This is a genomic window from Sphingomonas canadensis (assembly GCF_026013525.1).
In the GTDB taxonomy this organism is placed as follows: Bacteria; Pseudomonadota; Alphaproteobacteria; order Sphingomonadales; family Sphingomonadaceae; genus Sphingomonas; species Sphingomonas canadensis.
The window spans coordinates 25,751-51,509 of sequence record NZ_JAPDRA010000017.1; the positions used below are offsets into that span (position 1 = coordinate 25,751).

Consider the following 25,759-nt stretch of genomic DNA (forward strand, 5'->3'; position numbering starts at 1 on the left):
AAGCGAATGTAACGGTTTGAAGGAATCGCACGGGCCACGGGCCGCGAACCGGCGCGCAAGGGGGGCGATTCTGACTTTTTCGCAATGATTGTTGCAGTGCGGCAACACTTCGCACGTGCGATACCGGTCAGACGGGCAGGCGAAGCGCCTTTGAAAGGCCGCCCAGGCCGCGCCGGTCCTCACGCGACAGGCCGTAGCGCAGCGTGAACCAGGTCGTGACCAGCCACAGCGCCACCACCGCGGCGAAGCGGGCCGGGCCGCCCAGCAGCCATTCGGCCCCCGCCATCGCGGCAAGGCCCACCATCGCCACGGCCAGCCCCTGAAGCAGCTTGAGGTCGAAGGGCGACACGCCGTCGCTGATGCGCAGCTCCACCATCGCGGCCCAGCTTGTCGCCAGCACCGCCGCCGCCACCGCGATCGCCATGCCCAGCGCGCCATGTTGCGGGACCAGCATCAGCGCCAGCACGACCCACACCAGCATCGCGATCAGCGTGTTGAGCATGGGCAGCGCGCGATGGCCCACCATCTCCACGATCGCGGTGGAAGGGCCGACGATCGCATCCGCCGCGCGCGCGGCCGAAAGGATCACCAGGATCGGCAGCGCCCCCATCGCCTCCTCGCGATAGACGCTCAGCAGATCGCGTGCGGAGAAGATCATCAGCCCGGCGAGCGGCACCACCAGCGCGGTCGAGACGCGGCTGGAGAAGCGGTAGAGCAGGCCGATCACGCTGCGGTCCACGCTCGCCTGGTGAGAGGACAGCGGGCCGAGGACATATTGGAAGGCCTGGCGCACGATCTGCGGCACGGTGGCCAGCTTGCGGCCGATCTCGAACAGGCCCGCCGCGTCGGCGCCGCGCGCGCCCGGGATCATCAGGTTGAGCAGGATCGCCGGCGCGTCCACCAGTGCCCGGCGCGCCAGCTCGGACGGCAGCAGGCCGACGCCCGAGATCAGCAGATTGCGCGCCAGATCGCGCTCGATCCGCGCGCGGACCAGCAGCCGGGGGTCATAATAGCGCGTGAGCAGCCGGACCGAGAGCAGCGCGGTGATGCTGAGCGAGGCGAGGTGCGCCACGATCAGCCCGGTGCTGCGCATCCCCAGCGCGAACACGCCGAGCGCGAACAGGATGCGCGCAACCTGTTCCCAGAACAGCCGCAGCCGGATCTCCGGCCCGAAGGCGCGGCGCGCGCGCGCGGCGGAGGTGGCGATCTCCACAAAGGTCCACAGTGGCAGCGTCCAGACGAAGATCGCGATCATCCGCGGCAGCGCCTCGCGATCCTGCGGCGCGGTGGCGAAGAAACCGGCGATCCATTCCGCGTTGAGCGCGATCAGCGCTGCGGCGGCGGTGGTGGTGCTCATCGACACGATCAGCGCCAGCTTCACCGCGGCGTTGGCGCGTTCCTCGTCCCGCTGGAGCGGCACGACGCGCTGGAGGCCGCTGGTCAGGCACAGGTCGAGCAGGTTGGAGAGCAGGTTCACCGCCCCCCACAGCACGACATAGATGCCGTAGCTGGCGAGGCCGAACAGCCAGATGTAGAGCGGCTGGGCGATCGCCTCGATCCCGACGCTGAGGCGCGACAGACCGGCCAGCCCGGCGCCGCGGGCGACGTCGCTGCGGCTCACCGATTCGGGATGGGGCTCTGCCTGGCCGCTCATTCAGCGGATCGCGCCCTGGCGCAGCAGCCGGGGCAGCAGCACCATCGCGCCCAGGATCGGCCAGCGCCGTTGCCAGGGCTTCACGACGATGGCGGTGCCGGCGTGGCGATTGATCTTCCACGCGAGGTAATCGACCCCGCCGGCGAAGGTGGTCGTCGCCTTGGCCAGCCGAACCACGCTGAGCAGCTTGCCGCGGCGGCGGAAGCGGCGCCAGGCGCGCTCGGCATCGGCGGGCGATACCTCCGGCACCTCGGCCAGCGCGGCGAATTCGCGGTAGCGCTCCGGCTCCAGGTCTACGATCGAGGTTTCGCGGCCCTTGCGCTCGGCGCGCAGCTCGCAGCCATAGGTGCGCGCGAAGCCCTCCCGCCACGCATCCTGCGCGGCCAGCGGGCGCGACCAGGCGAGCAGGGTGGGGGCGGCACGCGCCACGCTGTGTTCGGCGGCGTCGCGGGCGGCCGCGTCGCGCGCCCATACGAGCCGCGTCGGCTGGGCGAAGCGCGCCCATACCGATACGTCGCGCGCCTCCATCCCGCACCGCGCGCGGAAATCGGCCTCGCTCAGAACGGCATATTTGGCGGCCAGCCCGTCATGTTCGAACGGGAAGACGTTGGGCGGCACGGCGCGGTTGGCGAAGGCCAGCCAGCGCGAGCGATAGGCGGCACGATAGTCCGACACGATCAGGTAGAAATCGAGCATCAGCCCGTCGAGCTGCTGCTGGCGCAGGCACGAACCATAGAACAGCACCGCACGGGAGGCATCGCCATGCGCCGCCGCCACCGCCGCCGCCATCGCCGAAACGCGCGGATCGACCGGCAGCGCGAGTTCCGCGCGGACGCGATCGAGGAGCGATTCGGGCGGGCGCATGGCCCTATGTCACTGTCAGCGGGGTTCGGACAACAGCGCGTTGCCGGTGGCCAGTTGCGGCCCGTGCATCTGAACCGCCTGCGCATCGTCGCGCACGGGATCGAGCGCGCGGGTGGCCTGGCCCAGATCCAGGAAGCGCAGCGGCCGCGTGGGCGTCAGCACGATCGGCTTGCCCGGGGTGGGGGCGAACAGCTCGCCGTCCATCAGCACGCCGGTCCGCTCGTCCTCGATCCGGATCTCGGCACCCATCTTCAGGTGGACGCCGCGCAGGTTCCACTTGCCCAGCTTGCCGATCAGCGTGGCGAAGACCAGCGCGATCAGCGTCCATGAACGGCGCTCGACCGCCAGGAGCTGGAGCGTGCCTTCGCGCTCCGGCGGAGCGGTGCCCGACAGCACCAGCCGGCGCAGCGTGGTGACCATCAGCACCTGGAACTTGCCCTTCAGCGGCGCGTGATCGCCGACGGTGACGTTCAGCTCGGTCGGCTTGGGCGGCAGGAAACGGCCCGAAAGGCCCGTGAACACGGACACCAGCCCGGCGATCACCGTCAGCGTGTGCGAGACGCCGTTGGGCAGCCCCAGCGGATAGATTTTGTGGCGGCAGAAGAGGATCACATCCTCCAGCGCGCCGGCGGCCAGGAACATGCCCAGCACCGGCTCGCCCCCGGTATCGAGGCGGATGAGCTGGCGGCTGACCACGCTGGAGGCGCAGCCCCTGCGCGCCAGCGTCAGCATCCGTTCCAGCGCGCGCACCGGATCGCCGGTGGCGCTCAGATCCTTGGCGATCAGGTTGGTCTTGCCGTTGGGCATCACCGCGATCGGCGGGAAGCTGCCCGTCTCGCCCGCTTCGAGCAGGCGGGTGAGCACCGACTGGACCGTGCCGTCGCCGCCGTTCACCACCAGCACATGCGGGCGCGAAGCCAGCACGCGGGCCAGCGCGTCGCCGACATCCTCGGCACGTTCGACCTCGACATGGAACACATCGTCGCGATCGGCGCAGAAGGCGCGCACGCGATCGAGATCCTGACGGTTTCCGGTCGAGGCGGGGTTGGTGAGCACCGCCAGGGCGGGGCGATCGAGCCCGACGGCCTGGTCCAGCAGCGTTCCCGTCTGGAAGTTCATGCCGTCCGCGCCCCATCGGCGCGCAGACGATGCCCGTCCGAGCCGCGCGACCGGCATATCGTGCAGCCGGACTGACGCGAATATGTCCCAAAAAGGTTACGGTCGAGCAACATGGACGTAACAGATAATACGCCCGGCCCCAGAAGCAAGCGGCTGGGAACGGCAAATGCTGCTTTGCGATGAACCGACTGTTCGCGCGCGGGACGCGGCGATGGCCCGGCGGTTGCGGGCGGGGCGGGAGGGCGGCGCCGGGATATCCCCCGCGCACGCCCCCCGGCAGGCCGGTTACTGGGCGGGCTTCTCGCCTTCGCCGCGGTCGACGCGCGAGGTCATGCCGACGGCTTCGGCATCGTCGATGGTTTCCGAGGTGGTGTTGCCGAACTCGGCGCCGCGCGGAGCAGGCGCACGGGCGACGTTCTGGACCACCGGAGCGGGCTCCACGACATTCTCGGCCACTTCGTTCACCACCTCTTCGTTGACGATGAGGTTGGTCTCGACATTGCTCTCCTCCGGCTTGCCGCCGCAGGCAGCGAGCGCCAGCGCGGCAGAGCCGATGGCGAGCATGGCGATCCCGCGGGCAATCGATCGGTTCACTTCACTTCTCCCTTATCTTACAGCGTCTTATCGCGCGGCCAGAGTCTTCGTGGCCGATCGCTTCTCCACCTTGGCGGCGAGCACCTTGTCCCAGCCATAGGGATCGGAACGGAAGCTCATGGTGCCGCTCGCGCTCGCATAGCTGGTCCAGTAGAGCAGATATACCGCAACCTGCTGCTTCAGCGCGACACGCACCGTCTTGGCGCTGTCCACGGTCGACTGGATGCGGTCCGGCGACCAGTCGGGATCGTCGCGCAGCAGCAGCCGGGCCAGCGCCGCCGGCTTTTCCAGGCGGACGCAACCGTGGCTGGCCAGCCGGTCGAACCGCGAGAAGGTCGACTGGCTCGGCGTGTCGTGCAGATAGACCGCGAAGGGGTTATCGAAATCGAACTTGTAGCGGCCCAGCGCGCTGCGCGGCCCCGCCTGCTGCTGCAGGCGGCGGTTCGCTCCCTCGCCGATCACCTTGAAGCCGTTGGCGGCGAGATAGGCCGACCCCTTCGGGAACAGTTCCTTGGCGGCGATGCCGGCGGGCACGTTCCACGGCGGATTGAGCACGATCGAATGGATGCGCGACGACAGCATCGGCGTCTCGCGGCCGCCCGGGGCGCCGGTAACCGCCTTCATCGACGCGACCGGCTGATCGCCCTCGAACACCGCGAGCTGGGCCGAGGCGATGTTCACCTGGATGCGGTTCACCGGCATTTCCTGCGGCAGCCAGCGCCAGCGCTCCATGTTCGCCATGATCTGGTGGACGCGATCGGCGACCTTCACGTTGAGCGCGGCGCGCGTCTGGGTGGAGACCGTGCCGGTGGGGTTCAGGCCATAGCGGCGCTGGGCGCGCTGGACGGCGGCCTGAAGCTCCGCGTCGAACTGATCGCCGGTCGGCACCACCTCCGGGTCCTCGATCGCCAGGCGCTTGCGCAGCGCGGAGACCGCCGCGCCGGTGGCGCCCGGCCCGAGATCCGGCCCGGCGGCCAGCGCCTGCCATCCGCCCGCGGCGGCGATGCGGCGATAGGTGTCGAGGCCGGCCTTGAGCCCGTCATAGCCGGAATAGGGCGGGGGCAGCCGCTCGATCCACTGCGCCAGCCTGTCCTGCTTCACCGCATCGGCGAAGCCCGGCAGCGGATCATAGGCGGCGGGGCGCAGGCCCCAGTCCGACTGGAAATCCTCCGGCGCCAGGCGGCCGGAATGCACCGCCTTGGCGAAATCGAGCGCGGCGCGGACCAGCCCGTCATTGTCCGACGGGATCGGCGTGCCGCCGCCGGCCTCCGCCACCAGGCCATGGGCGAAGCGCGCCTCCATCAGCATGGTCGGCAGCGCTTCGCGCTGTTCCGGGCTCAGCACCGGGAGGACTGCGGCCTGCTTGGCCCCGGCGGCGGGCGCCGCGGCACCCGTGGCCGTGGGGGAAGGCTGCGGCTGGACCTGTTGCGCGATGCCCGGCACCGACAACAGCGTGCCGATGGCCAGCACCGAAACCGTCCGCGTCCACTTCCCGCTCAGCGGGCGCTCCGTCACATGGTCCATCTCGATCCCCGAACCCGAATCTGCCTACTCAATTCATCGCATGACATACACGTCTCGTCGTCACGCATCCAGCGCCTAGTGCGAGAGGATCACCTCCGCCACGCGCCGCTTTCCGCCCGATCGCACGAGCTGGACGAAAACGTCTACCGTGCTGCCGACATAATGGCGCACATCCTCGCGGCCAAGCTGGGTGCCGGCCTGCAGCACCAGCAGCACGATCTGTTCGATCGCGCGTTCGGCGCTGTCGGCGTGGACCGAGGTCATGGAGCCCGGATGGCCGGTGTTCACAGCGCGCAGGAAGGCATAGGCCTCCGGCCCGCGCAGCTCGCCCAGGATGATCCGGTCCGGCCGCATGCGCAGCGACGCGGCGAGCAGATCGTTGGCGGTCACGCGCGCCTCGCCCAGTTCGCTGCGCGCCGCCAGCAGGCCGAGCGAATTGGCGTGGCGCAGATGCACCTCGGGCGTGTCCTCGATGACGATCAGCCGCTCCTCCGCCGGAATTTCGCGTATCAACGCATTGAGGAACGTGGTTTTTCCCGTTGAGGTTCCACCGGAAACGAGAATGTTCTTGCGCGCCCGCACCGCGGCCGAGAGCATACCGGCGATGTCGCCGTCCGCCAGCAGCGCGGCAAGCGCCTCGTCCACCTTCGAGCGGCCGGGCGCGTTGCTGCGCCGGGTCGCCTCGAACGCGCCGTTGGAGACATAATCGTCCAGCGTCAGATCCGGCATCACATGCTTGCGGATCGCCAGCGCCATGCCGCCGCGCGTGGCGGGCGGCGCGATCATCTGGACGCGCGCGCCATCGGGCAGGGTGGCGGAGAGCAGCGGGTGTTCGCGGCTGATGCCCTGATGGGTCAGCGCCGCGATCTGCCGCGCCAGCCGCGCCAGCGTCGGCTCGTCGAGGCCCGGAACCTCGTGGCGCTCGACCTTGCCGCCCACCGTTTCCAGCCACACCTCGCCGGGGCGGTTGACGTAGATGTCGGTCACGTCGTCGCGCTCCAGCATCGCATTGAGCGGAGCGAGATAGGCATGGAGATAGACGCGGCCGCCGGCCTCGGCCGCGCTGCTCATCTACGGCCCTCCGCGCCCGAAAAATCGAGATCGCGGGCGACGAAGATGGTGATGCTTACGCCCGGCGCGACCTTCAGCGTGGGCTGGATCTGCTGCTGCTGCACCAGCGGCGCGGTGGAATTCTGCACCGCGCCGGGCAGGGCGACGACGACCGGCGAGTTGGACGAGCGCGAGGCCAGGTTGACGCCCACGTCGAGCGCCGACTGCAGGATCGCCCCGGTGAAGCGTTCGAAGAAGTGGCTGTCCACCTTCGCGCGCACGCCGCCGCGGCCCAGCGGATCGCCCGCGGGCGATCCGATCGCGATCGTCACCCCGTCCGGACGGATCAGCCGCACCCAGTTCACCAGCGCGCGCTTCTGGCCGAGCTGGTTCTGGGAGGCATATTCGCCGATCAGGCGGCTGCCGCGCGGGATCAGGATGCGTTTGCCGTCAAAGCCCCGCACGTCGCGCGTCACCATTGCGCGGGCCAGGCCCGGGCGCGTCGAATCGATGCCGGTTTCCAGCACGGCGGGGATCAGCGTTCCCTGCGCCACCGTGTTGCTGCGGTTGGCGAGAACGCCCGCGCGCGCGCGCGCGCCTGCGACCGACTGGACGCCGTTGGACTGGCCGGCAGCGGTGCCGCCGCCCGAGCCGGAGCCTTCGCCACCGGAGGCGGCGCCCCCCGCGGCCTGCTCCGCGGCGGAACTGTCATAGACCAGCGCCGGATCGGAAGCGGCGCGCGCCGCGCCGATCTCTACCGGGGCAGACGGGGCCGGGGGCGGGGCCGGCTGGGGCACATAGACGATCTGCGGCTGCGGCGCGGGAGGGGGCGGAAGCTGGACGGGCGCCTCGGCCGGGGCCTGCTGAACCACCGGGGGCGGCGCCGGATCGGGCGGGATGAACAGCGACGGCGGCGCGGCCGAGCCGGGCAGGGCGGCGCGATCGCTGCCGCCCGCGCGCACCGCAGGGGCGCTGCCCGAGCGCCTGCGCGCGTCGAGCACGAGGAACAGCGCGATGCCGAACACGATCAGCACCACGATCGCGATCGCCATCGAAGGGCCGCGAGCGGCGCGCGCGACCACGGGGAGCGCGCTCGCCGAGGCTCCGGCGGCGGGCGCGTTGCCGTTGCCGCCTGAACCGCCGGAAGCGGCGGCCGCGCGGGGATCGCCCGGGGGTGTCGTGGCGGCCATCAGTCGCGCTTCCTGCCCTTGCCCGGCGCGACGCGGGTGGCGCGCGCCACCTGCTTGTCCAGCCGGAACACCAGCCTTGGCACCACGCTGTCGATCACCAGGATCCCGTCGCGCATCATGCCGTTGACCAGCGCCTCCTTGCCCTTGCCGTCCACCGAATAGACGGCGGGCAGCGTCGCATCGGCGGGCCATTCGATATAGGTCTTGGCGCCATCGTCATCGATCCCGCTCGGGCGGATCGCCGCGTCTCCGGTGACGCGATAGCGGCCTCGCGGGGCGGCCTCCGCCGTGGCGGCTCCCTCCGCGGGCGCTTGGGCGGTGCCGGGGTAGCGGAAGCGCAGCGTGAACGCCATGTCCGGTTGCGGGCCGAACAGCGGCGCTAGCTCAAAGGCGTAGGTGCGCGTATCGGTGACGACCACCATGTTGGTGGTGATGCCCGATTGCAGCGGCTTCACGAACACATGGTCGCCGCGCTTGTTTGGCGTGGCCTGCCACGATCCGGCGTCGCCCACGGCGATGCTCTCGATCCGCTCGTCGGGGGCCAGCTCGATCGTGACCTGATAGCCGGTCGCCGCGCGCAGCAGCACCACCTGTTCCGGGTTATATTCCACGCTCTGCACGCGCGGGTCGCCCGGCCCCGGCTGAGGCACGACCTGCGCGGCGGCGGGCAGCGGCGCGGCGAGCGCGATCAGGGCGGCGAGCAGCCTCACAGCGTTATCTGCACCCCGGCGGGCGCCTGTTGCCCCGGTTGCTGCTGCGGCGCGGCCGGTTGCGGCGTGCCCGCCTGCGGCGCGGGCGAAGAGGCGGGCGTGGCCGGGGCCGGGCCGGCGGCGGGATCGGGCGGGACCAGCGCCTCTGCGTTGCGCTGGTAGCGCTGCACCTGGAAGCCGAGCGGGTTGATCATCCGGTCTTCCAGCCGCATCGGCTCGCCCGAATAGCGATAGCGGATCACCGCGACCCAGGGCTGGGCCGGTGCCACCTGGCCGCCGGCGTCGCGCCGCTGGGTCTCGAACCGCACCATCGCGCTGTCCTTGCCCATCGGCGAGATGCTCTTGACCCGCGTCTCCACGATCGTGCTGCGCGGCAGGCGGGCGAGGAAACTGTCGGGATTGGTCGCCTGCATCCCGCCGACATATTCGGTGCGCGCCTGCCCCTCGGACCAGAGCGCGACCTTGCGATAGTTCGACTGGAGCGCGTCGATGTCGAAGCTTTCGCGCGCGATCACATATTGCACGAGGAAGCTCTGCGTCAGCGCCGCATCGGGCGTGACGGCGTTGCCCTCCAGCGGCTTGAGCGCCTGGACATAGCCGGTCTGCTTGTCGACCAGCAGCGTATAGGGCTCGACCGTCTTGAGCGGGATGAGCTGCCACAGCGCGATCGCCTCCAGCAGTGCGATCGCCGACGCGACGGACGCCACGATCCAGGCCGTGCGGCGCGATCCCGCCAGCGCGTCGCGCTGATCGGAGCCCCAGCCTTCGGCCTGACCATAATAAGCGTCGAGCTCCTCGCGCGCCTTCATCTTCATGAACGTCGATCCCGTTTCCCGGCGCTACCCGATACGCGCGTCCGTGCCCGGCGGCCATAGCTTTGCCCCAGCGGCACAGGGGCCGGGGCGGGAATGTCGCGGGCAGGGGCCTGAGAGGCGGCGCGCGCCGCCCCGAGGCCGATGCCGCCGCCGCCGCTTGCCGTCGTCTCGCGCCGGTGGCTGGCGGCCACCGCCTCGGCGATGGCGGCCGCGCGGCTGCGCTGTTCGGAGGGCACCTGCGGCCCGGCCATCGCCAGCCGCTGCTGGAGCTGGGGGCTGTCCCCGCGCAGCGCGGCGCCGATCCGTTCGGGCACGGCGCGCACGATCGCCGGAAGCTGAAAACCCATCGCCACGCGCGCGCTGGCGACGAGCGCCGCGAGCATCGCCAGCCCGAACACGCTGGTCACCACCAGCAGCTCGACCGGCGCCCCCGGGATACCCAGGTTGACCGCGCGGCGGGCGAGCATCGAATTGAGCCAGGGTTCGAGCAGCGCCAGCTCCGCGCCCAGGATCAGCGTGACCGCCACCGCGCCGATCGCGGTGCCGGCCAGCGCGCGCACCCAGCCCTCAAACAGTCCCCGCGTCGCATCGAACAGCAGGAAGGCGATGAAGAACGGCCCGAGTGCCAGCAGGAATCCGGCGACGAGCCGCACCGCCGCGAGCGCCGAGATTGTCGCCGCCAGGAAGGTGACGCGCGACCCGCCGATCGCCCAGGGATCGAAGCTGCTGTCCACCGGCTTGGCGGATTGCACCACCGTCTGCTGGCGGCCGCTGACGGCCTGGCTTGCGGCCGATCGCTCCTGCTCCTCCACCGATCCGACGCCGCGCCGCGCCAGCGCCAGCAGCGCCGCATCAACCTGTTGCAGCCGCAGCACCAGCCCGCCGCCCGCGCCCGGAATCCCGGCGGGCCTGCCCACCTCTTCGGTCACCTGTGCCGGCGCCAGCATCGCCACATCGTATACGAGCGCGCGATAGGCCGGCCAGCTCGAGGCCAGCGCCAGCACGATGCCGATCTTGGCCAGCGCCATCACCCCGTCGCGCAGCACCGGCGTCTGCCCCATCAGCATGCGATAGCCATAGAAGGCGACGAACAGCGTCAGCAGCCCGGTGAGCATCAGCGACAGCGTCGATCCCGGGGCCGCGAGCGCCTGATAGCCCTGCGTCCCCATGTTCTGCGCCTGGCAGTCGATGAAGTCGAGGACGCCCTTCAGGAAGCCATCGCCGTAATAGAGCGGGCGGCAATAGCTCATGCCACCTCCAGCAGGCGCGGGATCCAGTCGGCGGGATCGTCGCCGCTGACGGCGCGGATCTCGTCGAGCAGGCGCACCGTGCGCTCGCGGCCCGAGAGGATGGTCAGCAGGTCGCGCTCACCGGTCAGGTTCAGCCGGGCGACCACGCTGTCCGCGCCATGCTTGATAAGGAAGCAATGGGCGTTGTCGGGCAGGGTGCGGATCAGGTCATATTCGTGCGGCGTCAGGCCGAAGCCGTCGATGTAATCGGCGGCGCGCGCCTTTGGATTGGCCATGAATATCTGGGTCGCGGCCTGCTCGATGATCGCGCTGGCGATGCGGCTTTCCAGCGCGTCCTGCGCGCTCTGGGTAGCGAAGCCGACGATGCCGTTGCGTTTCCGGATCGTCTTTTCCCAATCCTTGATCCGCCGGACGAACACATCGTCGTCGAGCGCCTTCCAGCCTTCGTCCACCACGATGATCGCGGCCGATCCGTCCAGCCGTTCCTCGACGCGATGGAACAGGTACATCATCGCCGGGGTGCGCAGCGCCGGATCGTCGAGGATCGAGGTCATGTCGAATCCCACCGCCTCGGCGGCGAGATCGGTCATGTCGGTTTCGTTGTCGAACAGCCAGGCATGCTCGCCGTCGCCCCACCAGGGCCGCAGCCGCGCCCACAGGTCGGCGCCGTGCGGGCGGTGGCCGCCGCGGAACAGCTCGGCCAGGTGGCGCAGCCGGCGGTGCGCCACCGGCTGTTCGTAATTGGCGTCGATCGCGTCCTTGATCCGCGCCGCCTCGTCGATGTCCGCGCCGCCCGCCAGCAGCGCGACCCAGTCGATCAGGAACTGGCGGTTGACCGGATTGTCCGGAAGCTGGAGCGGATTGAGCCCGGAGGCGACGCCCGGCCGAAGCTGGTCGTAGCGCCCGCCGATCGCACGGATGAACAGCTCCGCGCCGCGATCCTTGTCGAAGAAGATGATGCGCGGGCGGAACTTGCGCGCCTGGGCGAGCAGGAAGTTGAGCACCACCGTCTTGCCCGATCCCGACGGGCCGATGACGGTGAAGTTGCCCAGATCGCCCTGGTGGAAGTTGAAATAATAGGGGCCGGCCGCGGTCGTCTCCAGCAGGCTGACCGCCTCGCCCCAGTGATTGCCGCTCGCTTCGCCCAGCGGGAAGTTGTGGCCGCTCGCCAGCCCGGCGAAATTGCCGGTGGAGATCAGCCCGCGCCGGGCGATATATTTGAAATTGGCCGGGAACTGCGCCCAGAAGGCGGGTTCCAGCGCGATCTCCTCGCGCACCGCGATGATGCCCAGGTCCGCCAGCGCGGCCTGGACCTCGGCCACGCCCTCGTCCACGCGCTCCAGCGTTTCGCCGCGCACGGCGATCGTCATGTGATGCTCGCCGAAGCCGGCGCGGCCGGCCGCCACCTCGTCCTTGGCGTTCGACAGGTCCGCGCGCAGGCTGACCGCCTCGTCCTCGGCCGATTTCATCCGGCGCAGCGCCAGGTTCATCTTCGACAGCGCGGCCTGGCGCTCGACGAAGGCGAAGCTCTGCGACACGGTGATCTCGAACGGCAGGCGCAGCAGCTCGTCGAGCATGCCGGGCGTGGTCTGGCCCGGATAGTCCTTGATCGAGATGAGCCCCAGGAAGCTGCGCCCGGCGGTGCCCGTCGGCGCCAGCTCCACCGCCTCCTGGCCGAAGCTGACGCGGCGATAGGGCAGGTACATCCCCAGATCCTGCATCGGCAGCAGCACCGGCCGGACCTCGCCATTGTACAGCGCGGAGAGGAATTCGAGCGGCTCCGAGCACGGCCCCTGCTCGGTCTGGTAGACGCCCAGGAGACGCGGGCCGTAGCTCGCCAGCGCGGCGAGCACCGCATCGCGCGCAACGTCGAGCTGGCGCACCTCATAGGCGGACTGGGTTTCCGGCGGCGTGCCGGACTTGCCCAGCCATTCGCGCACGCGATCGATCATGCCGATCCGGCCCTGCATCGGGCGGCGCACGATCGTGAGGAACAGCTCGTTGATGTAGAGTTGCTTGCCCGCCAGCCGGGCGCGCCAGCTCGCGTCCAGATCGCGCGAGAAGGCGTCGGGATATTCGGCCGCGATCTCCGCATCCACGCGGCGGCGGACGATATGGTGATAGATGGCGAAGCGCGACGATCCGATTGCCTGCAGCATCGCATCGCGCAGCCGCTTGCGATAGTTGATCTCGTCACTGTCCGCGGTTTCGAACAACAGGCCGCGCAGGTGGATCACCTGCATCAACAGGCCGTCGCGCGTCGCGATCGTGTGATCGTCGACGTGCCGGGCATAGGGCAGGTGCTTGCCTGCCGGAACCTCGCGCGCCGCGGCCTTCGGATTGTCGCTCAGGGGCGGTATGAGTTGCATCGCCAGATCGAATGATTGCGCACGCGCGGACAACGGCCCATCCGCGTCAGCCACAGGTCGAAGAAGCGCGGCTCGCGCACGCAGAGCACTACGCCGGCCAGGTGGATCACCACCGCGGCCAGCAGCACCCAGATCGATTTGAAGATCAGGAACAGCTCGGTCGCGATCACCGCGTTGACGATGAAATAGCTGTAGGTGACGCCCGCGAACATCTGGGGCCGCGTGAGCGCCACGAATAGCTGGTCGCGCTCAAGCCCCTGCATCTCACTGGCCCATCGCTGCCGTGTTCTGGATGCCCGCCACGATGCTGGCGGCCCCGAACAGGATGAAGCAGCCCAGGATCACCGTGGCGCCATAGCGCCAGTTGATCCGGCCGGTGAGCATCATGAAGCCGACCGCGGCCACCGCGATCACCGCAACCACCGTGGCGATGGTGCCGAGCAGCGTACCTTCCAGCCAGCGCACCGCGGCCACGATCACGCCTGAGCCCTGGGGGTCCGCAAGCGAATCCTGCGCCGCGGCGACATTCGCCGACAGCATGGCCCACAACGCGCCCATCGACGCCAAAAGCCGCTTGTACCCCGTTCCGATGCCCATCCAGTCCCCGGCCTTCATTTTCTTGATTCGCAAACCCGCGAGATACTGCGCGCCCGCGCCGGGAATGCCAATAGGACAGGGGCCGCGCGATGTCGCGCCCCGGCACGGCAAAGGCGCCGAAATCGCCGGTTGAACGCCGCGCCGCGCTGTGCTGGGAACGCGCGCATGGCACAGATTGATGCGAACCGCCTCATCGTCACCCGCTGCGAAGGGCTGATCGAGGCCGAGGTCGGCGGTGAGCTGATGGGGCTGAATATCGCCAACGGCACCTGCTATGGCTTCAACCCCACCGCGACGCGGGTGTGGCAAATCATCGAACGCCCGCGCACGCTGGCGGAAATCTGCGCCGTGCTGACGCGCGAATTCTCCGTCGATGCGGCGACCTGCGAGGCGGAGGTGCGGGCGCTGCTCGACGATCTGGCGGGCGACGGGATCGTCCGGCTTTCCTGATCCGCCGCCGCGCCTATGCGGTCTCGCGCGCCAGATGGCCCTCGACCAGCGCGACGGTCTCGCCGATACGCGCAGCGTCCCAGGATCGGCCCAGCGTGAACATCGGCACGCTGCGCGCCAGCGCCAGGCAGGTCGCGAAATAGCGATGCTGGTCGCCCACCATCGGCACGAAGGCGCCGCGATAGGTGTTGGCGATCAGCCGCTCCGCCGCCTCGCGCGGGGGGAGCGGGCGGATACCGGATGCAGCCTCGTCGGCCTCGGGCTCTGACAGGAAGAAGACCGCGGCGAGCGGATAGGCGCGGGTGGCCCGCTCGCGCTCCAGCGGCACCACGAACTTGTCGGCGCCCTCATACGCGATTTCGAGCGCGTCGGTGGTGCGCCCGCTGCGTTCCACCGCGTCGCGCCACAGCCGGATGCGCGCGATCCCGGGCTGCGCCAGAAATCCGCCGTCCGGCGCCGCGGTAACCGCACAGACATCGTCGGAGAGCAGCGCGTGGCCGGCATCGTGCAAGGCCGCCGCAAGCGTCGATTTGCCCGCCCCGGACCGTCCGGCGAAGGCGATCGCGCGCTCACCCATCACGATCGCATTGGCATGAACCGGCAGGATGCCGCGCTGGTGGAGCAGCGCCCCCATCGCCGATCCGAGCAGATAGAGCCGCACGTCGCGCAGCGGCATCTCCGGATCGGCATCGACGGTGATCGTATCGCCGCGCTCCACGCGGTAGCGCACGCCCGTCCCCTCCAGGACAGCCGCATCGCCATCCATGCGCAGCCCGCCGGTGCGCGGCCCGATCGGTGCCGGGGAGACGTGGCCGCGGCGGATGGTGACGTCCGCGGCCTGATCCGGCACTTCGATCAGCTCGGGCAGCGCGATCCAGGAGCGCAGCACCAGGCCGAACAGCCGGTAGCAACGGCTTGCGGGATAGGGTTCGGGTGGGACAGCGGTCAGCTTCGGAACTCCCAGCCGGTGCGGATTGCGCTCGGACTGCTCTAGCCGCCGCGCGGCGCGGCGCAAAGCCCCGGCGGGCGGGAACATCGGCGTTGTGCCCGCCCGCGCCTTTGCTATCAGGGCCTTGGGCCGGAAGGATGAAGCGCTGATGACCGTCCTGGCGGGACGATGGAACTTCGACGGCAGGCCCGGCGCCGCGGCGGATTGCGCCCGGATGCTCGCCGCGCAGCGCCGCTTCGCCCCCGATGGCGATGCCTGCGCCGATCTGGGCGTAGCGGCGATCGGCCGCGGACTCTTCGCTACGTTGCCGGAAGATGGATATGATCGCGGCCCCGTCAGCGGCGGAGACGGCAGGTTCGCGCTCGTGTCCGACATCCGGCTCGACGATCGCGAGGCGCTGGCGGGAGCGATCGGCATCGCCGCGGATCAGGCGCGCACGCTGACCGACGCGATGCTGCTGATGCGCGCCTGGGAGCGCTGGCAGGAGGAGGTGTTCGACCGGCTGTCCGGCGACTATGCCTTCGCGCTGTGGGATGCGCGCGAGCGGCGTATGCTGCTGGCGCGCGACGGCATCGGGACGAAGCCGCTGCACTATCACGTCGGCCCAGACTTCCTGGCCTTCGCCTCGATGCCGGGGGGGCTGCATGCGCTGGCCGAGGTGCCCTATGCCCCGGACGAGGTGCGGACCGCCGAATTCCTGGCGCTGCTGCCCGAACGCGGGCCGCGCAGCTTCTTCGCCGGGATCAGCCGGGTGGAGCCGGGGCACTGGGTCGCGATCGCGCCGGGATCGGTGGCGACCCATCGCCACTGGGAGCCCCGGCCCGAACGGCTGCGGATCGGCGCGGATGAGGCCTGCGAGGGGCTGCGCGAGCATTTCGGGCGGGCGGTTGCCGCGCGGCTGCGGGGTGCCGGGGGCGGCGTCGCGGCGCATTTGAGCGCGGGGATGGACAGTTCGGCGGTGGCGGCGACGGCGGCGCGGCTGCTGGCGCCGGGGAGCAGGTTGTTCGCCTTCACCGCCGTTCCCGGAGAGCCGCCGCCCGCGGCGCCGGGCCGGATCACAGACGAAGGGCCGCTCGCCGCCGCCACCGCGGCGATGCATCCGAACATCACCCACCTGCTCGTGAAGACCGATGCGCGGCCGGTATCGGAGGATTGGGACCGCGACTATCCGTTGCTCCAGCGTCCGGTGCTCAACCCGTTCAACCAGCGCTGGTGGAACGCGATCAATGATGAGATCGCGCGGCGCGGGCTGCGCATCCTGCTGACCGGCGAGATGGGCAACATATCGATCAGCTATGACGGGATCGAGCTGCTGCCCGAGCTGCTGCGGCAGGGCGCGCTGCTGCGCCTGGCACGGGCGGGGCGCGGGCTGGTGCATGCCGGGCGGATGCGCTGGGGCGGGGTGGCCGCCACGGCTCTGGGGCCGTGGATACCCCGTCCGGCGTGGCGTTTGCTCACCCGGCTGCGCGGCGGCGCGGCGCGCGATCCGGCCGTCTATTCGGTGCTGGCGCGGGGCAGCATGGCGGAGATGCTGCGCAGCGAGCGCGAGCTGGAGCTGCGCTTCCGCCCGCATGCCGACGCGGTGTCGGCGCGGCTGTGGCACCTGCGGCGCTTCGATCCGGGCAATCATCACATGGCGGCGGCGGGGGGATGGGGCATCGACGTGCGCGATCCGACCGCCGACCGGCGCCTGATCGAGTTCTGCCTGTCGCTGCCGCCCGCGCTGTTCCTGGAGGACGGGCGGCCGCGCGCGCTGGCGCGGCGGGCCTTTGCGGACCGGCTGGCGCCGGAGGTGGCGGGTGGCACGATGCATGGCGTGCAGGCGGCGGACTGGTATCGCGGGATGGACGCGGCCCGGGACGCGCTGAAGGAAGAGGCGGCCCGGTTGCACGAGGTGCCGAGCGCGTGGCGCAGCCTGGACCTGGACCAAATCGAGACAATGGTGGACGCCTGGCCGGAGGGCGCGTGGCAGCGGCCGGAGGTGATTGCACGCTACCGGTTCGCGCTCGCCCGGGGTGCGGCGTGCGGCCATTTTCTGCGCCGCGCATCGCGCAGCAACGCCTGAGCGACACGCGCTTACGCACGCGCCGGGCGCCCGGCAAGGGCCGGTGCGGTAACGATCCGGCCTTGCACCTGGGACGCCCGCGCGATAATAACAGCGCCGAACTGAGATATTTTGATCCCAGGGAAGGGGAGATTCGATGAACCTGTCGAGCATGGAAGCAACGCCGGTTGTGGAACAGGCCGAGGCGCGCGAATGGGTGCGCCCTGAGGTTCGCCGCGTAGCGGCTGGCGAGGCCGAGGCGGTCGGCGCGTCGGGTGACGACGGCATCATCGGCATTAGCTGATCCGAACCGCGTAACCGCGGATCGATCGTGAGGGGGCACGCTTCGGCGTGCCTCTTTTTTTGTGCCGTCCGGATGGGCGGGACAATCGGTGCCGGTTCAGAAAAGCCGGAGGGGAATTCCGGCACGCCCGTCGATCGGGGCGCACGGAACCATCGCGGCATCCGCTCGCGCATGCGGCGATTTCGGATCTGCGGTAGTGCCAGCCGCCCTGGAACGCCGTGGCGGCAAAGAAGAAGCCCGGCCCCCTCCTGGGGGACCGGGCTTCCTCCTATTTCAGGCCATGGCCTCGAAAGGGCGGCGCGGCGCGGGGCCGGGCCGCCGTTCCGGTTACTGCTGCGGCGTCGTCGACGTGAACGCGCCGTTGGTGGTGTTGCCGGCCAGACGGTTCGTGCCGAAGCTGATCGCGCTCGCGCCCGCGACCGCGCTGACGCCGGTGGTGTTCGCCGAGATCGTGTTGTCGCCCAGGCGCACCACGCCGGCGCCGCCCGCGGCGAGAACGCCGGTGGTATTGCCGCTGACCGAGCTGCGGGTCAGCGTCGCGCTTCCCGCGTTGCTGAGCGAGAGCACCACCAGGCCGCTGACGTTGCCGGAGATGTCCGTGTTCTCGATAACCGCGCTGACGGGGCCGTTGGCGGTGTTGAGGCGGATGCCATTGTTGACGTTGTCCGCGATCACCGAGTTGGTGATCACCGCGCGGACCGATCCGCCCGCGCCCGGCGCAAGCTCGATGCCGCTGCCGGTGCCGGCGACGCCCGAGTTGTTGATGCGGACGTTGTTGACGAAGAGCTCCACCGCTGCGGTAGGCGCCACCAAGATCCCGCCGCTGGTCGAGGCGCGGAAATCGCTGATGATGGTGTCATAGACATGCACCGAGCCCGCGCTGATCACGCGAATGCCGTAGAGGCCGGTGCCGAAGCCCTCGATATCCAGGCCCTTGATCACGACGACGTCGGTGGAGGCGGCGTTGACGTTGATGCCGTTGGTGCCCGATGCCAGGATACCGCCGATCACGCCTTGGCAGAGGAGCGTGATCGACTTGGTGATGGTCACGGAGCCGAAGCCGCCAGAATCGAGGCAGTTGATCTCGCCGCCGGCCGCGGTCTTGGAGATCGCGCCCGCGAAGGTCTTGCACGGGGCGGTGCGGCTGCAGGGGTTTGCGTCGTCGCCCACGCCGGAGATCCAGGTGCGCGAAGCCTGCGCGGAAGCTTCGGACGGAAGCAGCGCCGTTCCACCCAGAACGAATGCGCTCGCGAAGAGAAGTCGGGTAGCGTGCCGAATCATGCAATCCTCCTGTTGGCAATCCGGTGGCCAATCGGGGGCGGATACTACAGCAGCGGTGGTCAAGCTCAAGGCAGCGGCGCCAGATTAATTTCTCACCCGTTACAGACTGTTGCTGATCCTGGTCACTGCCGGTGGACGCGCGGCCCCGATTTTTTCAGGGCGCGGGCGCGAAATCTTCCACCAAATTGAAGCGGTCTCCGGGGAAGCGCTGGCGCACGAAGGTGACGGGTGTGCCCTGCCGCCACGTCCAGCGCTCTACCTGGAGACAGGGCGCTCCGGCGGGCCGGTCGAGCAGCCGCGCCACCGCCGCGGGCGCAGCGATCGCGCTGATGCGGTGCCGCGCGTCGGTCCAGGGCACGTTGGCGAGCAGCCAGCTCCCCGGCGGCTCGGCGGCGAAGGGGACGGCTGCCGCCTCGGGCACGGTGCCAAGGTCGATCCAGCGTTCCTCCCAGGCAAAGGGTGCGCCGGATGCGTGGTGAAGCCCCTCCATGTGCAACCATGGGCCGCCCGGATGCTGCACCTCGGGATCGGCCGTATGCTGCACGATGGTGCGCAGCATGGGTTCCCAGCGATAGTGCTCGCCGCGCCGCTCGACCAGCAGCGCGATATCGGGGACGCCCACCACCGCCGAGCGGATCTGGGGCCGTGCGACGAACGATCCGGCACGGCGCCGGCGTTCGATCAGCCCCTCGCGCGCAAGGCGGCTCAGCGCCTTGTTGGCGGTCGCCCGGGCGCAGCCATAGGTGGCGACCAGCTCGTGCTCGAACGGGATGCGCATGCCCGGCGCCCATTCGCCCGAGCGGATGCGCGCCTCGATCTCGCCGCGGATGCGCGCCTCGATGCTCATGCGGTCAGCCGGGCCAGCGCGGCGCGGAAGCGCGCCTCGATCGCTTCGCGGTGACGATGGCGGCCGCCGGAGACCTGCTTCGCGCCCATCCGCCACACGCAATCCACCGGGCGCCGCGCCGCGAAGATCCAGCTATCGAGCAGCGCATCGCCCGACCGGTCCGCGAGGGCGGGGTCCGAGGCGTCGAGCGAGACGATATCGGCCCAGTTGCCGGGCGCCAGGCCCGAGGGGGCACCCAGCGCCTGGCCACCGCCCGACAGCGCGGCGCGGAACAGGCGGCCCCCGGTCGAGGTGCCGTCCTGCGCCAGCACGTTGCGCGCGCGGGCGGTGAGGCGCTGGCCATATTCGAGCAGGCGCAGCTCCTCGGCCGCATCGATCCGCACGTTGGAATCGGTACCCACGCCGATCCGGCCCCCCGCATCCAGGAATGCCGCCGCGGGGAAGATGCCGTCGCCCAGGTTCGCCTCCGTGACCGGGCAAAGCCCGGCCGCCGCGCCGCTGGCGGCCAGCGCCTCGCGCTCGCCCGGGGTGATGTGGGTCGCGTGGACCAGGCACCAGTCCGGATCCACCGGCATTTCGCCGAGCAGCCACTCGACGGGGCGGCGGCCGCTCCAGCCGAGGCAATCCTCCACCTCGCGGAGCTGTTCGGCGATGTGGATATGCACCGGACGCCCGTCCGCCACCGGCAGGATCGCGCGCAGCTCGTCCGGGGTGGCCGCGCGCAGGCTGTGCGGCGCGATGCCGGCCAGATCGCCGTCGCCCAGCTTCGCGCGGGAACGGTCCACCAGATCGCCGAACACCTCGGGGCTGGTCACGAACCGCGCCTGCGCCTCGCCCGGCGGCGCCCCGCCGAAGCCGGAATGCGCGTAGAACACCGGCAGCAGCGTCAGCCCGATCCCCGCCGCCTGCGCCGCCGCGGCGATGCGGCCGGACATCTCGGCGATATCGCCATAGCGTCCGCCGCCGGGAGCGTGGTGGAGATAGTGGAACTCGCCGACGCGGGTGAAGCCGGCCTCCAGCATCTCGGCATAGGCCTGCGCCGCGATCGCCTCCAGCTCGTCCGGGCCGATGCGCGCGACGAAGCGGTACATCAGCTCGCGCCAGCTCCAGAAATCGTCGCTGCCCGGCCCGCGCGCCTCGGCCAGCCCCGCCATGCCGCGCTGGAAGGCGTGGCTGTGCAGATTGGGCAGGCCGGGAAGGCCGATCGCATGGCGCTCGTCGCCGGGGCGGGCATCCGCACCGGTCTCGATGCCGCAGATGCGCCCGTTCGCGATGCTCAGCCGCACCCTGCTCGCCCAGCCCCCGGGCAACAGCGCCTGTTCGAACCACAAGGTCATCGCAAATATGTCTAGACATATTGGCGGCGATGGCCAAGAGCTATCGTCCATGGCGACTCCTGCGGACCGGCTGTGGACCAACGCCCGCCTCGCGACGATGGCGGGGGAGGGGCTGGGCGCGGTCGATCGCGGCGCGGTGGCGGCGGCGGGCGATACGATCGTCTATGCCGGGCCGGCGCAGGACGCCCCGGACGCGGCCGAGATCATCGATTGCCTGGGCCGCTGGATCACGCCGGGGCTGATCGACTGCCACACCCATCTGGTCCACGCTGGAAACCGCGCGCGCGAGTTCGAGCTGCGGCTGGCGGGCGCCAGCTATGAGGAGATCGCGCGGGCGGGCGGCGGCATCCTCTCCACCGTGGAAGCCACGCGCGCGGCGACGGTGGAGGAACTGGTGGCCTCCGCACTGCCCCGGCTCGACCAGTTGACCGGCGAGGGCGTTACCACTGTCGAGATCAAGTCCGGCTATGGCCTGACCTTGGCCGACGAGATCAAGATGCTGCGCGCCGCGCACCTGCTCGGCTGGGCCGGGCGCGGGGTGATGACCGTGCGCACGCTGCTCGCCGCGCATGCTGTGCCGCCGGAATATCGCGACGATCCGGAGGGCTATGTCGATCTGATCTGCCAGGCGATCATCCCCGCCGCGCGCCGCGAGGCGCATGCCGTGGACGCCTATTGCGAAGGCATCGGCTTCACCTTGGCACAGGTGGACCGCATCTTCGCGGCGGCGCGCGAACATGGGCTGGGCGTCCGCATGCACGCCGAGCAGCTTTCCAACATGCACGGCGCGGCGCTGGCCGCGCGGCACGGGGCGCTGTCGGCGGACCATCTGGAGCATCTGGACGCCGAAGGCGTGGCGGCGATGGCGGCGGCGGGCACCGTGGCGGTGTTGCTGCCCGGCGCCTTCTATTTCACCCGCGAGACGAAGCTACCGCCGGTGCAGGCGCTGCGCGACGCCGGCGTGCCGATCGCGGTGGCGAGCGACTGCAATCCGGGCACGTCGCCCATGGCTTCCATCCTGCTGGCGGTGAACATGGGCGCGACGCTGTTCCGCCTCACCGTGGACGAATGCCTGCTGGGCGTCACCCGCAACGCCGCGCGGGCGCTGGGGCTGGGGCATCTGATCGGCACGATCGAGCCGGGCAAGCTGTGCAACCTGGCGATCTGGGATGTCGAGGCTCCGGCGGAGCTGGCCTATCGCATCGGCGCCAATCCGCTCCACGCGCGCGTGTTCAGAGGCATATGACCAAGCTAGTCCTTTATCCCGGCAAGGCCGCGCTGGCCGATTGGCGCGCGATCCATCAGGGCGCGCGTGCGTCGCTCGATCCCGCCTGCATGCCCGCCGTCGCGGCCAGCGCCGCCGCGGTGGAGGCCATCGTCGCGCGGCACGATCCGGCCTATGGCATCAACACCGGGTTCGGGAAGCTCGCCAGCGTCAAGATCGGCGACGCGGACCTTGAGACGCTCCAGCGCAACATCGTGCTCAGCCATGCCGCGGGCGTGGGCGATCCGATGCCGGTGCCGGTCGTGCGGCTGATGCTGGCGCTGAAGCTTGCCAGCCTGGCGCAGGGCGCATCGGGCGTGCGGCCCGCCACCGTGGCGCTGCTGGAGGAGATGCTGGCGCGCGACGTGATGCCGGTGATCCCGTGCCAGGGATCGGTGGGGGCCAGCGGCGACCTTGCCCCGCTCGCCCATATGGCGGCGGCGATGCTGGGCGTGGGCGAGGTGATCGTGGAGGGCGAGCGCCGCCCGGCGGCCGAGGTGATCGCGCCGGTGACGCTGGGCGCCAAGGAGGGGCTGGCGCTGCTCAACGGCACGCAATTCTCCACCGCCTATGCGCTCGCCGGGCTGTTCGAGGCGGAACGGCTGTTCCGTGCCGCGCTGGTCACGGGTGCGCTGTCCACCGAGGCGGCGAAGGGCAGCGACACGCCGTTCGATCCGCGTATCCATGCGCTGCGCGGCCATCGCGGCCAGATCGAGGTGGCGGAAGCGCTGCGCGGGCTGATGGCCGGCTCCGCCATCCGCGCGAGCCATGCGATCGACGACGAGCGCGTGCAGGACCCCTATTGCCTGCGCTGCCAGCCGCAGGTGATGGGCGCGTGCCTGGACCTGCTGCGCAACGCCGCCGCCACGCTGGAGATCGAGGCGAATGGCGTGACCGACAACCCGCTGATCTTCGCGGAGACCGGCGAGGCGCTGTCGGGCGGCAATTTCCACGCCGAGCCGGTGGCCTTCGCCGCCGACACGATCGCGCTGGCGATCTGCGAGACCGGCAGCCTGGCGGAGCGGCGCGTGGCGATGCTGGTCGATCCCGCGCTCTCCGGCCTGCCCGCGTTCCTGACGCCGCGGCCGGGGCTGAATTCCGGCTTCATGATCCCCCAGGTGACCGCCGCCGCGCTGGTTTCCGAGAACAAGCAGCGCGCCTATCCGGCCAGCGTCGATTCGATCCCCACATCGGCCAATCAGGAGGATCATGTCTCCATGGCCGGGCATGGCGCGCGGCGGCTGCTGGCGATGGCGGACAATCTCGCGAACGTGCTCGGGATCGAGTATCTTGCGGCGGCGCAGGGATGCGATTTCCACGCGCCGCTCGCCTCCAGCGAGCCGCTGGAGGCCGCGCGCGCGCTGTTGCGGGGGAGGGTACCGCATCTGGAGGACGACCGCTATTTCGCGCCGGACATGGCGGAGGCCACCGCGCTGGTGCGCGGGCCGCTGACCCAGGGGCTGGCATTGCCGGGGGTCGCGCGATGATCCGGGTGGAGCGCGGCGATGCGCCGCTGATCGTCAGCATCCCGCACGCCGGAACCGAGATACCGGAAGATATCGCCGGCAACCTCGTCTCGCTGCCGATCGCCCGCTATGACGCGGACCTCTACGTCGATCATCTCTATGCCTTCGCCGGATCGCTCGGCGCCACGATCGTCCGCACCACCATCTCGCGCACCGTGATCGACGTGAACCGCGATCCTTCCGGCCAGTCGCTCTATCCGGGGATGACCACCACGGGGCTGTGCCCTACCGAGACTTTCGACGGCATCCCGCTCTATCGCGAGGGGCGTGAGCCGGACGCGCAGGAGATCGCGCGGCGGCGGCGCGACTGGTTCGATCCCTATCACGCCACCATCCGCGGCGAGATCGCCCGGCTGCGCGAGGGGCATGGGCAGGTGGTGCTCTATGACGCCCATTCGATCCGCAGCCGCGCGCCGCGGCTGTTCGACGGCGATCTGCCGCTGTTCAATATCGGCACCAATTCAGGCGCTTCGTGCGATCCCGCGCTGGAGCGCGCGGTGGAGCGCATCTGCACCGCAGGGGGCAGCACGATCCTCAACGGCCGCTTCAAGGGCGGTTGGATCACCCGCCATTACGGGCAGCCGGGGGAGGGGGTGCATGCGATCCAGATGGAGCTGGCGATGCGCGCCTATCTGGACGAGGTGGCGCCGGCCGCCTGGCCGCCCGCATGGAATGAGGAGCGCGCCGAGCCGTGCCGCATGGCGCTCCGCTATGTCCTTGCCGCCGCAATCGAATTCGCCCTGAGGTAAGCCCATGACCCGCATCGACAACACCCGCCGGATCAAGGCGCCCACCGGCCCGGAGATCAGCGCAAAGAGCTGGCTGGCGGAGGCGCCGCTGCGCATGCTGATGAACAATGTCGACGCCGAAGTTGCCGAAAATCCGCAGAGCCTGGTGGTGTACGGCGGCATCGGCCGCGCGGCGCGCGACTGGGAGAGCTTCGACCGGATCGTCGCGGCGCTGCGGCGGCTGGAGGAGGATCAGACGCTGCTCGTCCAGTCGGGCAAGCCGGTGGGCGTGTTCCGCACCCATGCCGATGCCCCGCGCGTGCTGATCGCCAATTCCAACCTGGTCCCCAAATGGGCGGACTGGGATCATTTCCACGAGCTCGATCGCAAGGGGCTGATGATGTACGGCCAGATGACGGCCGGATCGTGGATCTACATCGGCAGCCAGGGCATCGTTCAGGGCACCTACGAGACCTTCGTCGAGATGGGCCGGCGCCATTATGGCGGCGATCTTTCGGGCAGGTGGATCCTCACCGGCGGGCTGGGCGGCATGGGCGGCGCGCAGCCGCTGGCGGCGACGATGGCGGGCGCATCCTGCCTGGCCGTCGAATGCCAGCCGAGCCGCATCGCGATGCGGCTGGAAACCGGATACCTCGATCGCGAAGCGAGGAGCATCGACGAAGCGCTTGAGATCATTCGCACCTCGGACAAGCCGGTATCGGTAGGCCTGCTGGGCAACGCGGCCGAGGTGTTTCCGGAGCTGGTCCGCCGCGGCGTGCGGCCCGATGCGGTGACCGACCAGACCTCCGCCCATGATCCAATCAACGGATACCTCCCGCTCGGCTGGACGCTGGAGCAGTGGTTCGCCAGGCGCGAGAGCGCGCCGCACGAGGTGGAGGCCGCCGCGCGCAAGTCCATGGGCGTGCAGGTGGAGGCGATGCTGGCGTTCCACCGCATGGGCATCCCCACCTTCGACTATGGCAACAACATCCGCCAGGTGGCGAAGGACGCGGGCGTGGCGGACGCCTTTGCCTTCCCCGGCTTCGTCCCCGCCTATATCCGCCCGCTGTTCTGCCGCGGCATCGGCCCGTTCCGCTGGGCGGCGCTGTCGGGCAATCCGGAGGACATCTGGAAGACCGACGCCAAGGTGAAGGAGCTGCTGCCCGACGACCGCCACCTCCACAACTGGCTCGACATGGCGCGCGAGCGCATCCACTTCCAGGGCCTGCCCGCGCGCATCTGCTGGGTCGGGCTGGGGGACCGGCACCGGCTGGGGCTGGCGTTCAACGAGAT

24 protein-coding genes are annotated in these 25,759 nt (G+C 70.2%); 7 read left to right on the top strand and 17 right to left on the bottom strand.

The window, feature by feature from the left end:
* Positions 1 to 127: 127 nt before the first annotated feature.
* The 13 genes from OM513_RS20410 to OM513_RS20470 form a co-directional block, all read right to left on the bottom strand.
* Positions 128 to 1,654 carry a lipopolysaccharide biosynthesis protein gene (locus OM513_RS20410; protein ID WP_264946628.1) on the bottom strand — a complete coding sequence of 509 codons (1,527 nt, stop codon included), beginning with the start codon at positions 1,652 to 1,654 and terminating at the stop codon, positions 128 to 130.
* Positions 1,655 to 2,518, bottom strand: a complete 864-nt coding sequence (locus tag OM513_RS20415; RefSeq protein WP_264946629.1) for a hypothetical protein — start codon at positions 2,516 to 2,518, stop codon at positions 1,655 to 1,657.
* Positions 2,519 to 2,533: 15 nt separating this feature from the next.
* A complete protein-coding gene (locus OM513_RS20420; protein ID WP_264946630.1) occupies positions 2,534 to 3,637 on the bottom strand; it encodes a diacylglycerol/lipid kinase family protein in 1,104 nt (367 codons plus the stop codon).
* Between the two features lie 285 nt (positions 3,638 to 3,922).
* Positions 3,923 to 4,231 (bottom strand): hypothetical protein, encoded by a 309-nt coding sequence (locus tag OM513_RS20425; protein ID WP_264946631.1) that lies wholly within the window; start codon positions 4,229 to 4,231, stop codon positions 3,923 to 3,925.
* Positions 4,232 to 4,258: 27 nt separating this feature from the next.
* A complete protein-coding gene (locus OM513_RS20430) occupies positions 4,259 to 5,755 on the bottom strand; it encodes a L,D-transpeptidase family protein (protein WP_264946632.1) in 1,497 nt (498 codons plus the stop codon).
* A 75-nt stretch (positions 5,756 to 5,830) separates the two neighbouring features.
* Positions 5,831 to 6,826, bottom strand: coding sequence for a P-type DNA transfer ATPase VirB11 (gene virB11 / locus OM513_RS20435; protein WP_264946633.1), 996 nt, complete (start codon positions 6,824 to 6,826; stop codon positions 5,831 to 5,833).
* Positions 6,823 to 7,995: a TrbI/VirB10 family protein gene (locus OM513_RS20440; RefSeq protein ID WP_264946634.1), complete on the bottom strand. Its 1,173-nt coding sequence runs from the start codon at positions 7,993 to 7,995 to the stop codon at positions 6,823 to 6,825. The genes virB11 and OM513_RS20440 overlap by 4 nt, the downstream gene beginning before the upstream one ends.
* The gene (locus tag OM513_RS20445; RefSeq protein WP_264946635.1) at positions 7,995 to 8,705 is read right to left on the bottom strand and encodes a TrbG/VirB9 family P-type conjugative transfer protein; all 711 of its coding nucleotides are present in this window, start codon (positions 8,703 to 8,705) and stop codon (positions 7,995 to 7,997) included. The genes OM513_RS20440 and OM513_RS20445 overlap by 1 nt, the downstream gene beginning before the upstream one ends.
* Positions 8,702 to 9,520, bottom strand: a complete 819-nt coding sequence (locus OM513_RS20450) for a virB8 family protein (RefSeq protein ID WP_264946636.1) — start codon at positions 9,518 to 9,520, stop codon at positions 8,702 to 8,704. Before OM513_RS20450 ends, OM513_RS20445 begins: the two co-directional genes overlap by 4 nt.
* A complete protein-coding gene (locus OM513_RS20455) occupies positions 9,517 to 10,770 on the bottom strand; it encodes a type IV secretion system protein (protein ID WP_264946637.1) in 1,254 nt (417 codons plus the stop codon). Before OM513_RS20455 ends, OM513_RS20450 begins: the two co-directional genes overlap by 4 nt.
* Positions 10,767 to 13,139 (bottom strand): VirB4 family type IV secretion/conjugal transfer ATPase, encoded by a 2,373-nt coding sequence (locus OM513_RS20460; RefSeq protein ID WP_264946638.1) that lies wholly within the window; start codon positions 13,137 to 13,139, stop codon positions 10,767 to 10,769. Before OM513_RS20460 ends, OM513_RS20455 begins: the two co-directional genes overlap by 4 nt.
* On the bottom strand, positions 13,118 to 13,402 hold the full coding sequence (locus tag OM513_RS20465) for a type IV secretion system protein VirB3 (RefSeq protein ID WP_264946639.1): 285 nt from the start codon (positions 13,400 to 13,402) through the stop codon (positions 13,118 to 13,120). The genes OM513_RS20460 and OM513_RS20465 overlap by 22 nt, the downstream gene beginning before the upstream one ends.
* A 1-nt stretch (position 13,403) precedes the next feature.
* Entirely contained in the window at positions 13,404 to 13,769 is a 366-nt protein-coding gene (locus tag OM513_RS20470; protein ID WP_406701378.1) for a TrbC/VirB2 family protein, read from the bottom strand.
* A gap of 132 nt (positions 13,770 to 13,901) precedes the next feature.
* On the opposite strand from OM513_RS20470, the gene OM513_RS20475 reads away from it, so the two are divergent.
* Positions 13,902 to 14,186 carry a PqqD family protein gene (locus OM513_RS20475; RefSeq protein ID WP_264946640.1) on the top strand — a complete coding sequence of 95 codons (285 nt, stop codon included), beginning with the start codon at positions 13,902 to 13,904 and terminating at the stop codon, positions 14,184 to 14,186.
* 13 nt (positions 14,187 to 14,199) lie between these two features.
* On the opposite strand, the gene OM513_RS20480 is transcribed toward OM513_RS20475, so the two are convergent.
* Positions 14,200 to 15,222: a hypothetical protein gene (locus OM513_RS20480; RefSeq protein WP_264946641.1), complete on the bottom strand. Its 1,023-nt coding sequence runs from the start codon at positions 15,220 to 15,222 to the stop codon at positions 14,200 to 14,202.
* 61 nt (positions 15,223 to 15,283) lie between these two features.
* On the opposite strand from OM513_RS20480, the gene OM513_RS20485 reads away from it, so the two are divergent.
* Positions 15,284 to 17,200 (top strand): asparagine synthetase B family protein, encoded by a 1,917-nt coding sequence (locus OM513_RS20485; RefSeq protein ID WP_264946642.1) that lies wholly within the window; start codon positions 15,284 to 15,286, stop codon positions 17,198 to 17,200.
* Positions 17,201 to 17,336: 136 nt separating this feature from the next.
* Positions 17,337 to 17,483, top strand: a complete 147-nt coding sequence (locus tag OM513_RS20490) for a hypothetical protein (protein ID WP_264946643.1) — start codon at positions 17,337 to 17,339, stop codon at positions 17,481 to 17,483.
* Positions 17,484 to 17,810: 327 nt separating this feature from the next.
* Here the strand turns inward: OM513_RS20490 and OM513_RS20495 are convergent, their stop codons facing one another.
* The 3 genes from OM513_RS20495 to OM513_RS20505 form a co-directional block, all read right to left on the bottom strand.
* Positions 17,811 to 18,653, bottom strand: coding sequence for a right-handed parallel beta-helix repeat-containing protein (locus OM513_RS20495; protein WP_264946644.1), 843 nt, complete (start codon positions 18,651 to 18,653; stop codon positions 17,811 to 17,813).
* Between the two features lie 265 nt (positions 18,654 to 18,918).
* Positions 18,919 to 19,611, bottom strand: coding sequence for a UTRA domain-containing protein (locus OM513_RS20500; RefSeq protein ID WP_264946645.1), 693 nt, complete (start codon positions 19,609 to 19,611; stop codon positions 18,919 to 18,921).
* The gene (locus tag OM513_RS20505; protein ID WP_264946646.1) at positions 19,608 to 20,948 is read right to left on the bottom strand and encodes a formimidoylglutamate deiminase; all 1,341 of its coding nucleotides are present in this window, start codon (positions 20,946 to 20,948) and stop codon (positions 19,608 to 19,610) included. Before OM513_RS20505 ends, OM513_RS20500 begins: the two co-directional genes overlap by 4 nt.
* Before the next feature lie 49 nt (positions 20,949 to 20,997).
* Between OM513_RS20505 and hutI the strand changes: the two genes are divergently transcribed.
* From hutI to hutU, 4 genes are all read left to right on the top strand, one after another.
* Positions 20,998 to 22,194 (top strand): imidazolonepropionase, encoded by a 1,197-nt coding sequence (hutI, locus tag OM513_RS20510; protein WP_264946647.1) that lies wholly within the window; start codon positions 20,998 to 21,000, stop codon positions 22,192 to 22,194.
* Positions 22,191 to 23,699 carry a histidine ammonia-lyase gene (hutH, locus tag OM513_RS20515; RefSeq protein ID WP_264946648.1) on the top strand — a complete coding sequence of 503 codons (1,509 nt, stop codon included), beginning with the start codon at positions 22,191 to 22,193 and terminating at the stop codon, positions 23,697 to 23,699. The genes hutI and hutH overlap by 4 nt, the downstream gene beginning before the upstream one ends.
* Entirely contained in the window at positions 23,696 to 24,487 is a 792-nt protein-coding gene (gene hutG / locus OM513_RS20520) for an N-formylglutamate deformylase (protein ID WP_264946649.1), read from the top strand. The genes hutH and hutG overlap by 4 nt, the downstream gene beginning before the upstream one ends.
* 4 nt (positions 24,488 to 24,491) lie before the next feature.
* The coding region (gene hutU, locus OM513_RS20525; RefSeq protein WP_264946650.1) for a urocanate hydratase at positions 24,492 to 25,759 on the top strand (1,268 nt) is incomplete at its 3' end.

What these genes read in the sequence shown, in the direction of transcription:
- OM513_RS20410 (WP_264946628.1), bottom strand. Translation starts at nt 1,654, where the DNA reads ATGAGCGGCCAGGCAGAGCCCCATCCCGAATCGGTGAGCCGCAGCGAC.
- OM513_RS20415 (WP_264946629.1), bottom strand. Translation starts at nt 2,518, where the DNA reads ATGCGCCCGCCCGAATCGCTCCTCGATCGCGTCCGCGCGGAACTCGCG.
- OM513_RS20420 (WP_264946630.1), bottom strand. Translation starts at nt 3,637, where the DNA reads ATGAACTTCCAGACGGGAACGCTGCTGGACCAGGCCGTCGGGCTCGAT.
- OM513_RS20430 (WP_264946632.1), bottom strand. Translation starts at nt 5,755, where the DNA reads ATGGACCATGTGACGGAGCGCCCGCTGAGCGGGAAGTGGACGCGGACG.
- virB11 (WP_264946633.1), bottom strand. Translation starts at nt 6,826, where the DNA reads ATGAGCAGCGCGGCCGAGGCCGGCGGCCGCGTCTATCTCCATGCCTAT.
- OM513_RS20440 (WP_264946634.1), bottom strand. Translation starts at nt 7,995, where the DNA reads ATGGCCGCCACGACACCCCCGGGCGATCCCCGCGCGGCCGCCGCTTCC.
- OM513_RS20450 (WP_264946636.1), bottom strand. Translation starts at nt 9,520, where the DNA reads ATGAAGATGAAGGCGCGCGAGGAGCTCGACGCTTATTATGGTCAGGCC.
- OM513_RS20455 (WP_264946637.1), bottom strand. Translation starts at nt 10,770, where the DNA reads ATGAGCTATTGCCGCCCGCTCTATTACGGCGATGGCTTCCTGAAGGGC.
- OM513_RS20460 (WP_264946638.1), bottom strand. Translation starts at nt 13,139, where the DNA reads ATGCAACTCATACCGCCCCTGAGCGACAATCCGAAGGCCGCGGCGCGC.
- OM513_RS20465 (WP_264946639.1), bottom strand. Translation starts at nt 13,402, where the DNA reads ATGCAGGGGCTTGAGCGCGACCAGCTATTCGTGGCGCTCACGCGGCCC.
- OM513_RS20475 (WP_264946640.1), top strand. Translation starts at nt 13,902, where the DNA reads ATGGCACAGATTGATGCGAACCGCCTCATCGTCACCCGCTGCGAAGGG.
- OM513_RS20480 (WP_264946641.1), bottom strand. Translation starts at nt 15,222, where the DNA reads ATGTTCCCGCCCGCCGGGGCTTTGCGCCGCGCCGCGCGGCGGCTAGAG.
- OM513_RS20485 (WP_264946642.1), top strand. Translation starts at nt 15,284, where the DNA reads ATGACCGTCCTGGCGGGACGATGGAACTTCGACGGCAGGCCCGGCGCC.
- OM513_RS20490 (WP_264946643.1), top strand. Translation starts at nt 17,337, where the DNA reads ATGAACCTGTCGAGCATGGAAGCAACGCCGGTTGTGGAACAGGCCGAG.
- OM513_RS20500 (WP_264946645.1), bottom strand. Translation starts at nt 19,611, where the DNA reads ATGAGCATCGAGGCGCGCATCCGCGGCGAGATCGAGGCGCGCATCCGC.
- OM513_RS20505 (WP_264946646.1), bottom strand. Translation starts at nt 20,948, where the DNA reads ATGACCTTGTGGTTCGAACAGGCGCTGTTGCCCGGGGGCTGGGCGAGC.
- hutI (WP_264946647.1), top strand. Translation starts at nt 20,998, where the DNA reads ATGGCGACTCCTGCGGACCGGCTGTGGACCAACGCCCGCCTCGCGACG.
- hutH (WP_264946648.1), top strand. Translation starts at nt 22,191, where the DNA reads ATGACCAAGCTAGTCCTTTATCCCGGCAAGGCCGCGCTGGCCGATTGG.
- hutG (WP_264946649.1), top strand. Translation starts at nt 23,696, where the DNA reads ATGATCCGGGTGGAGCGCGGCGATGCGCCGCTGATCGTCAGCATCCCG.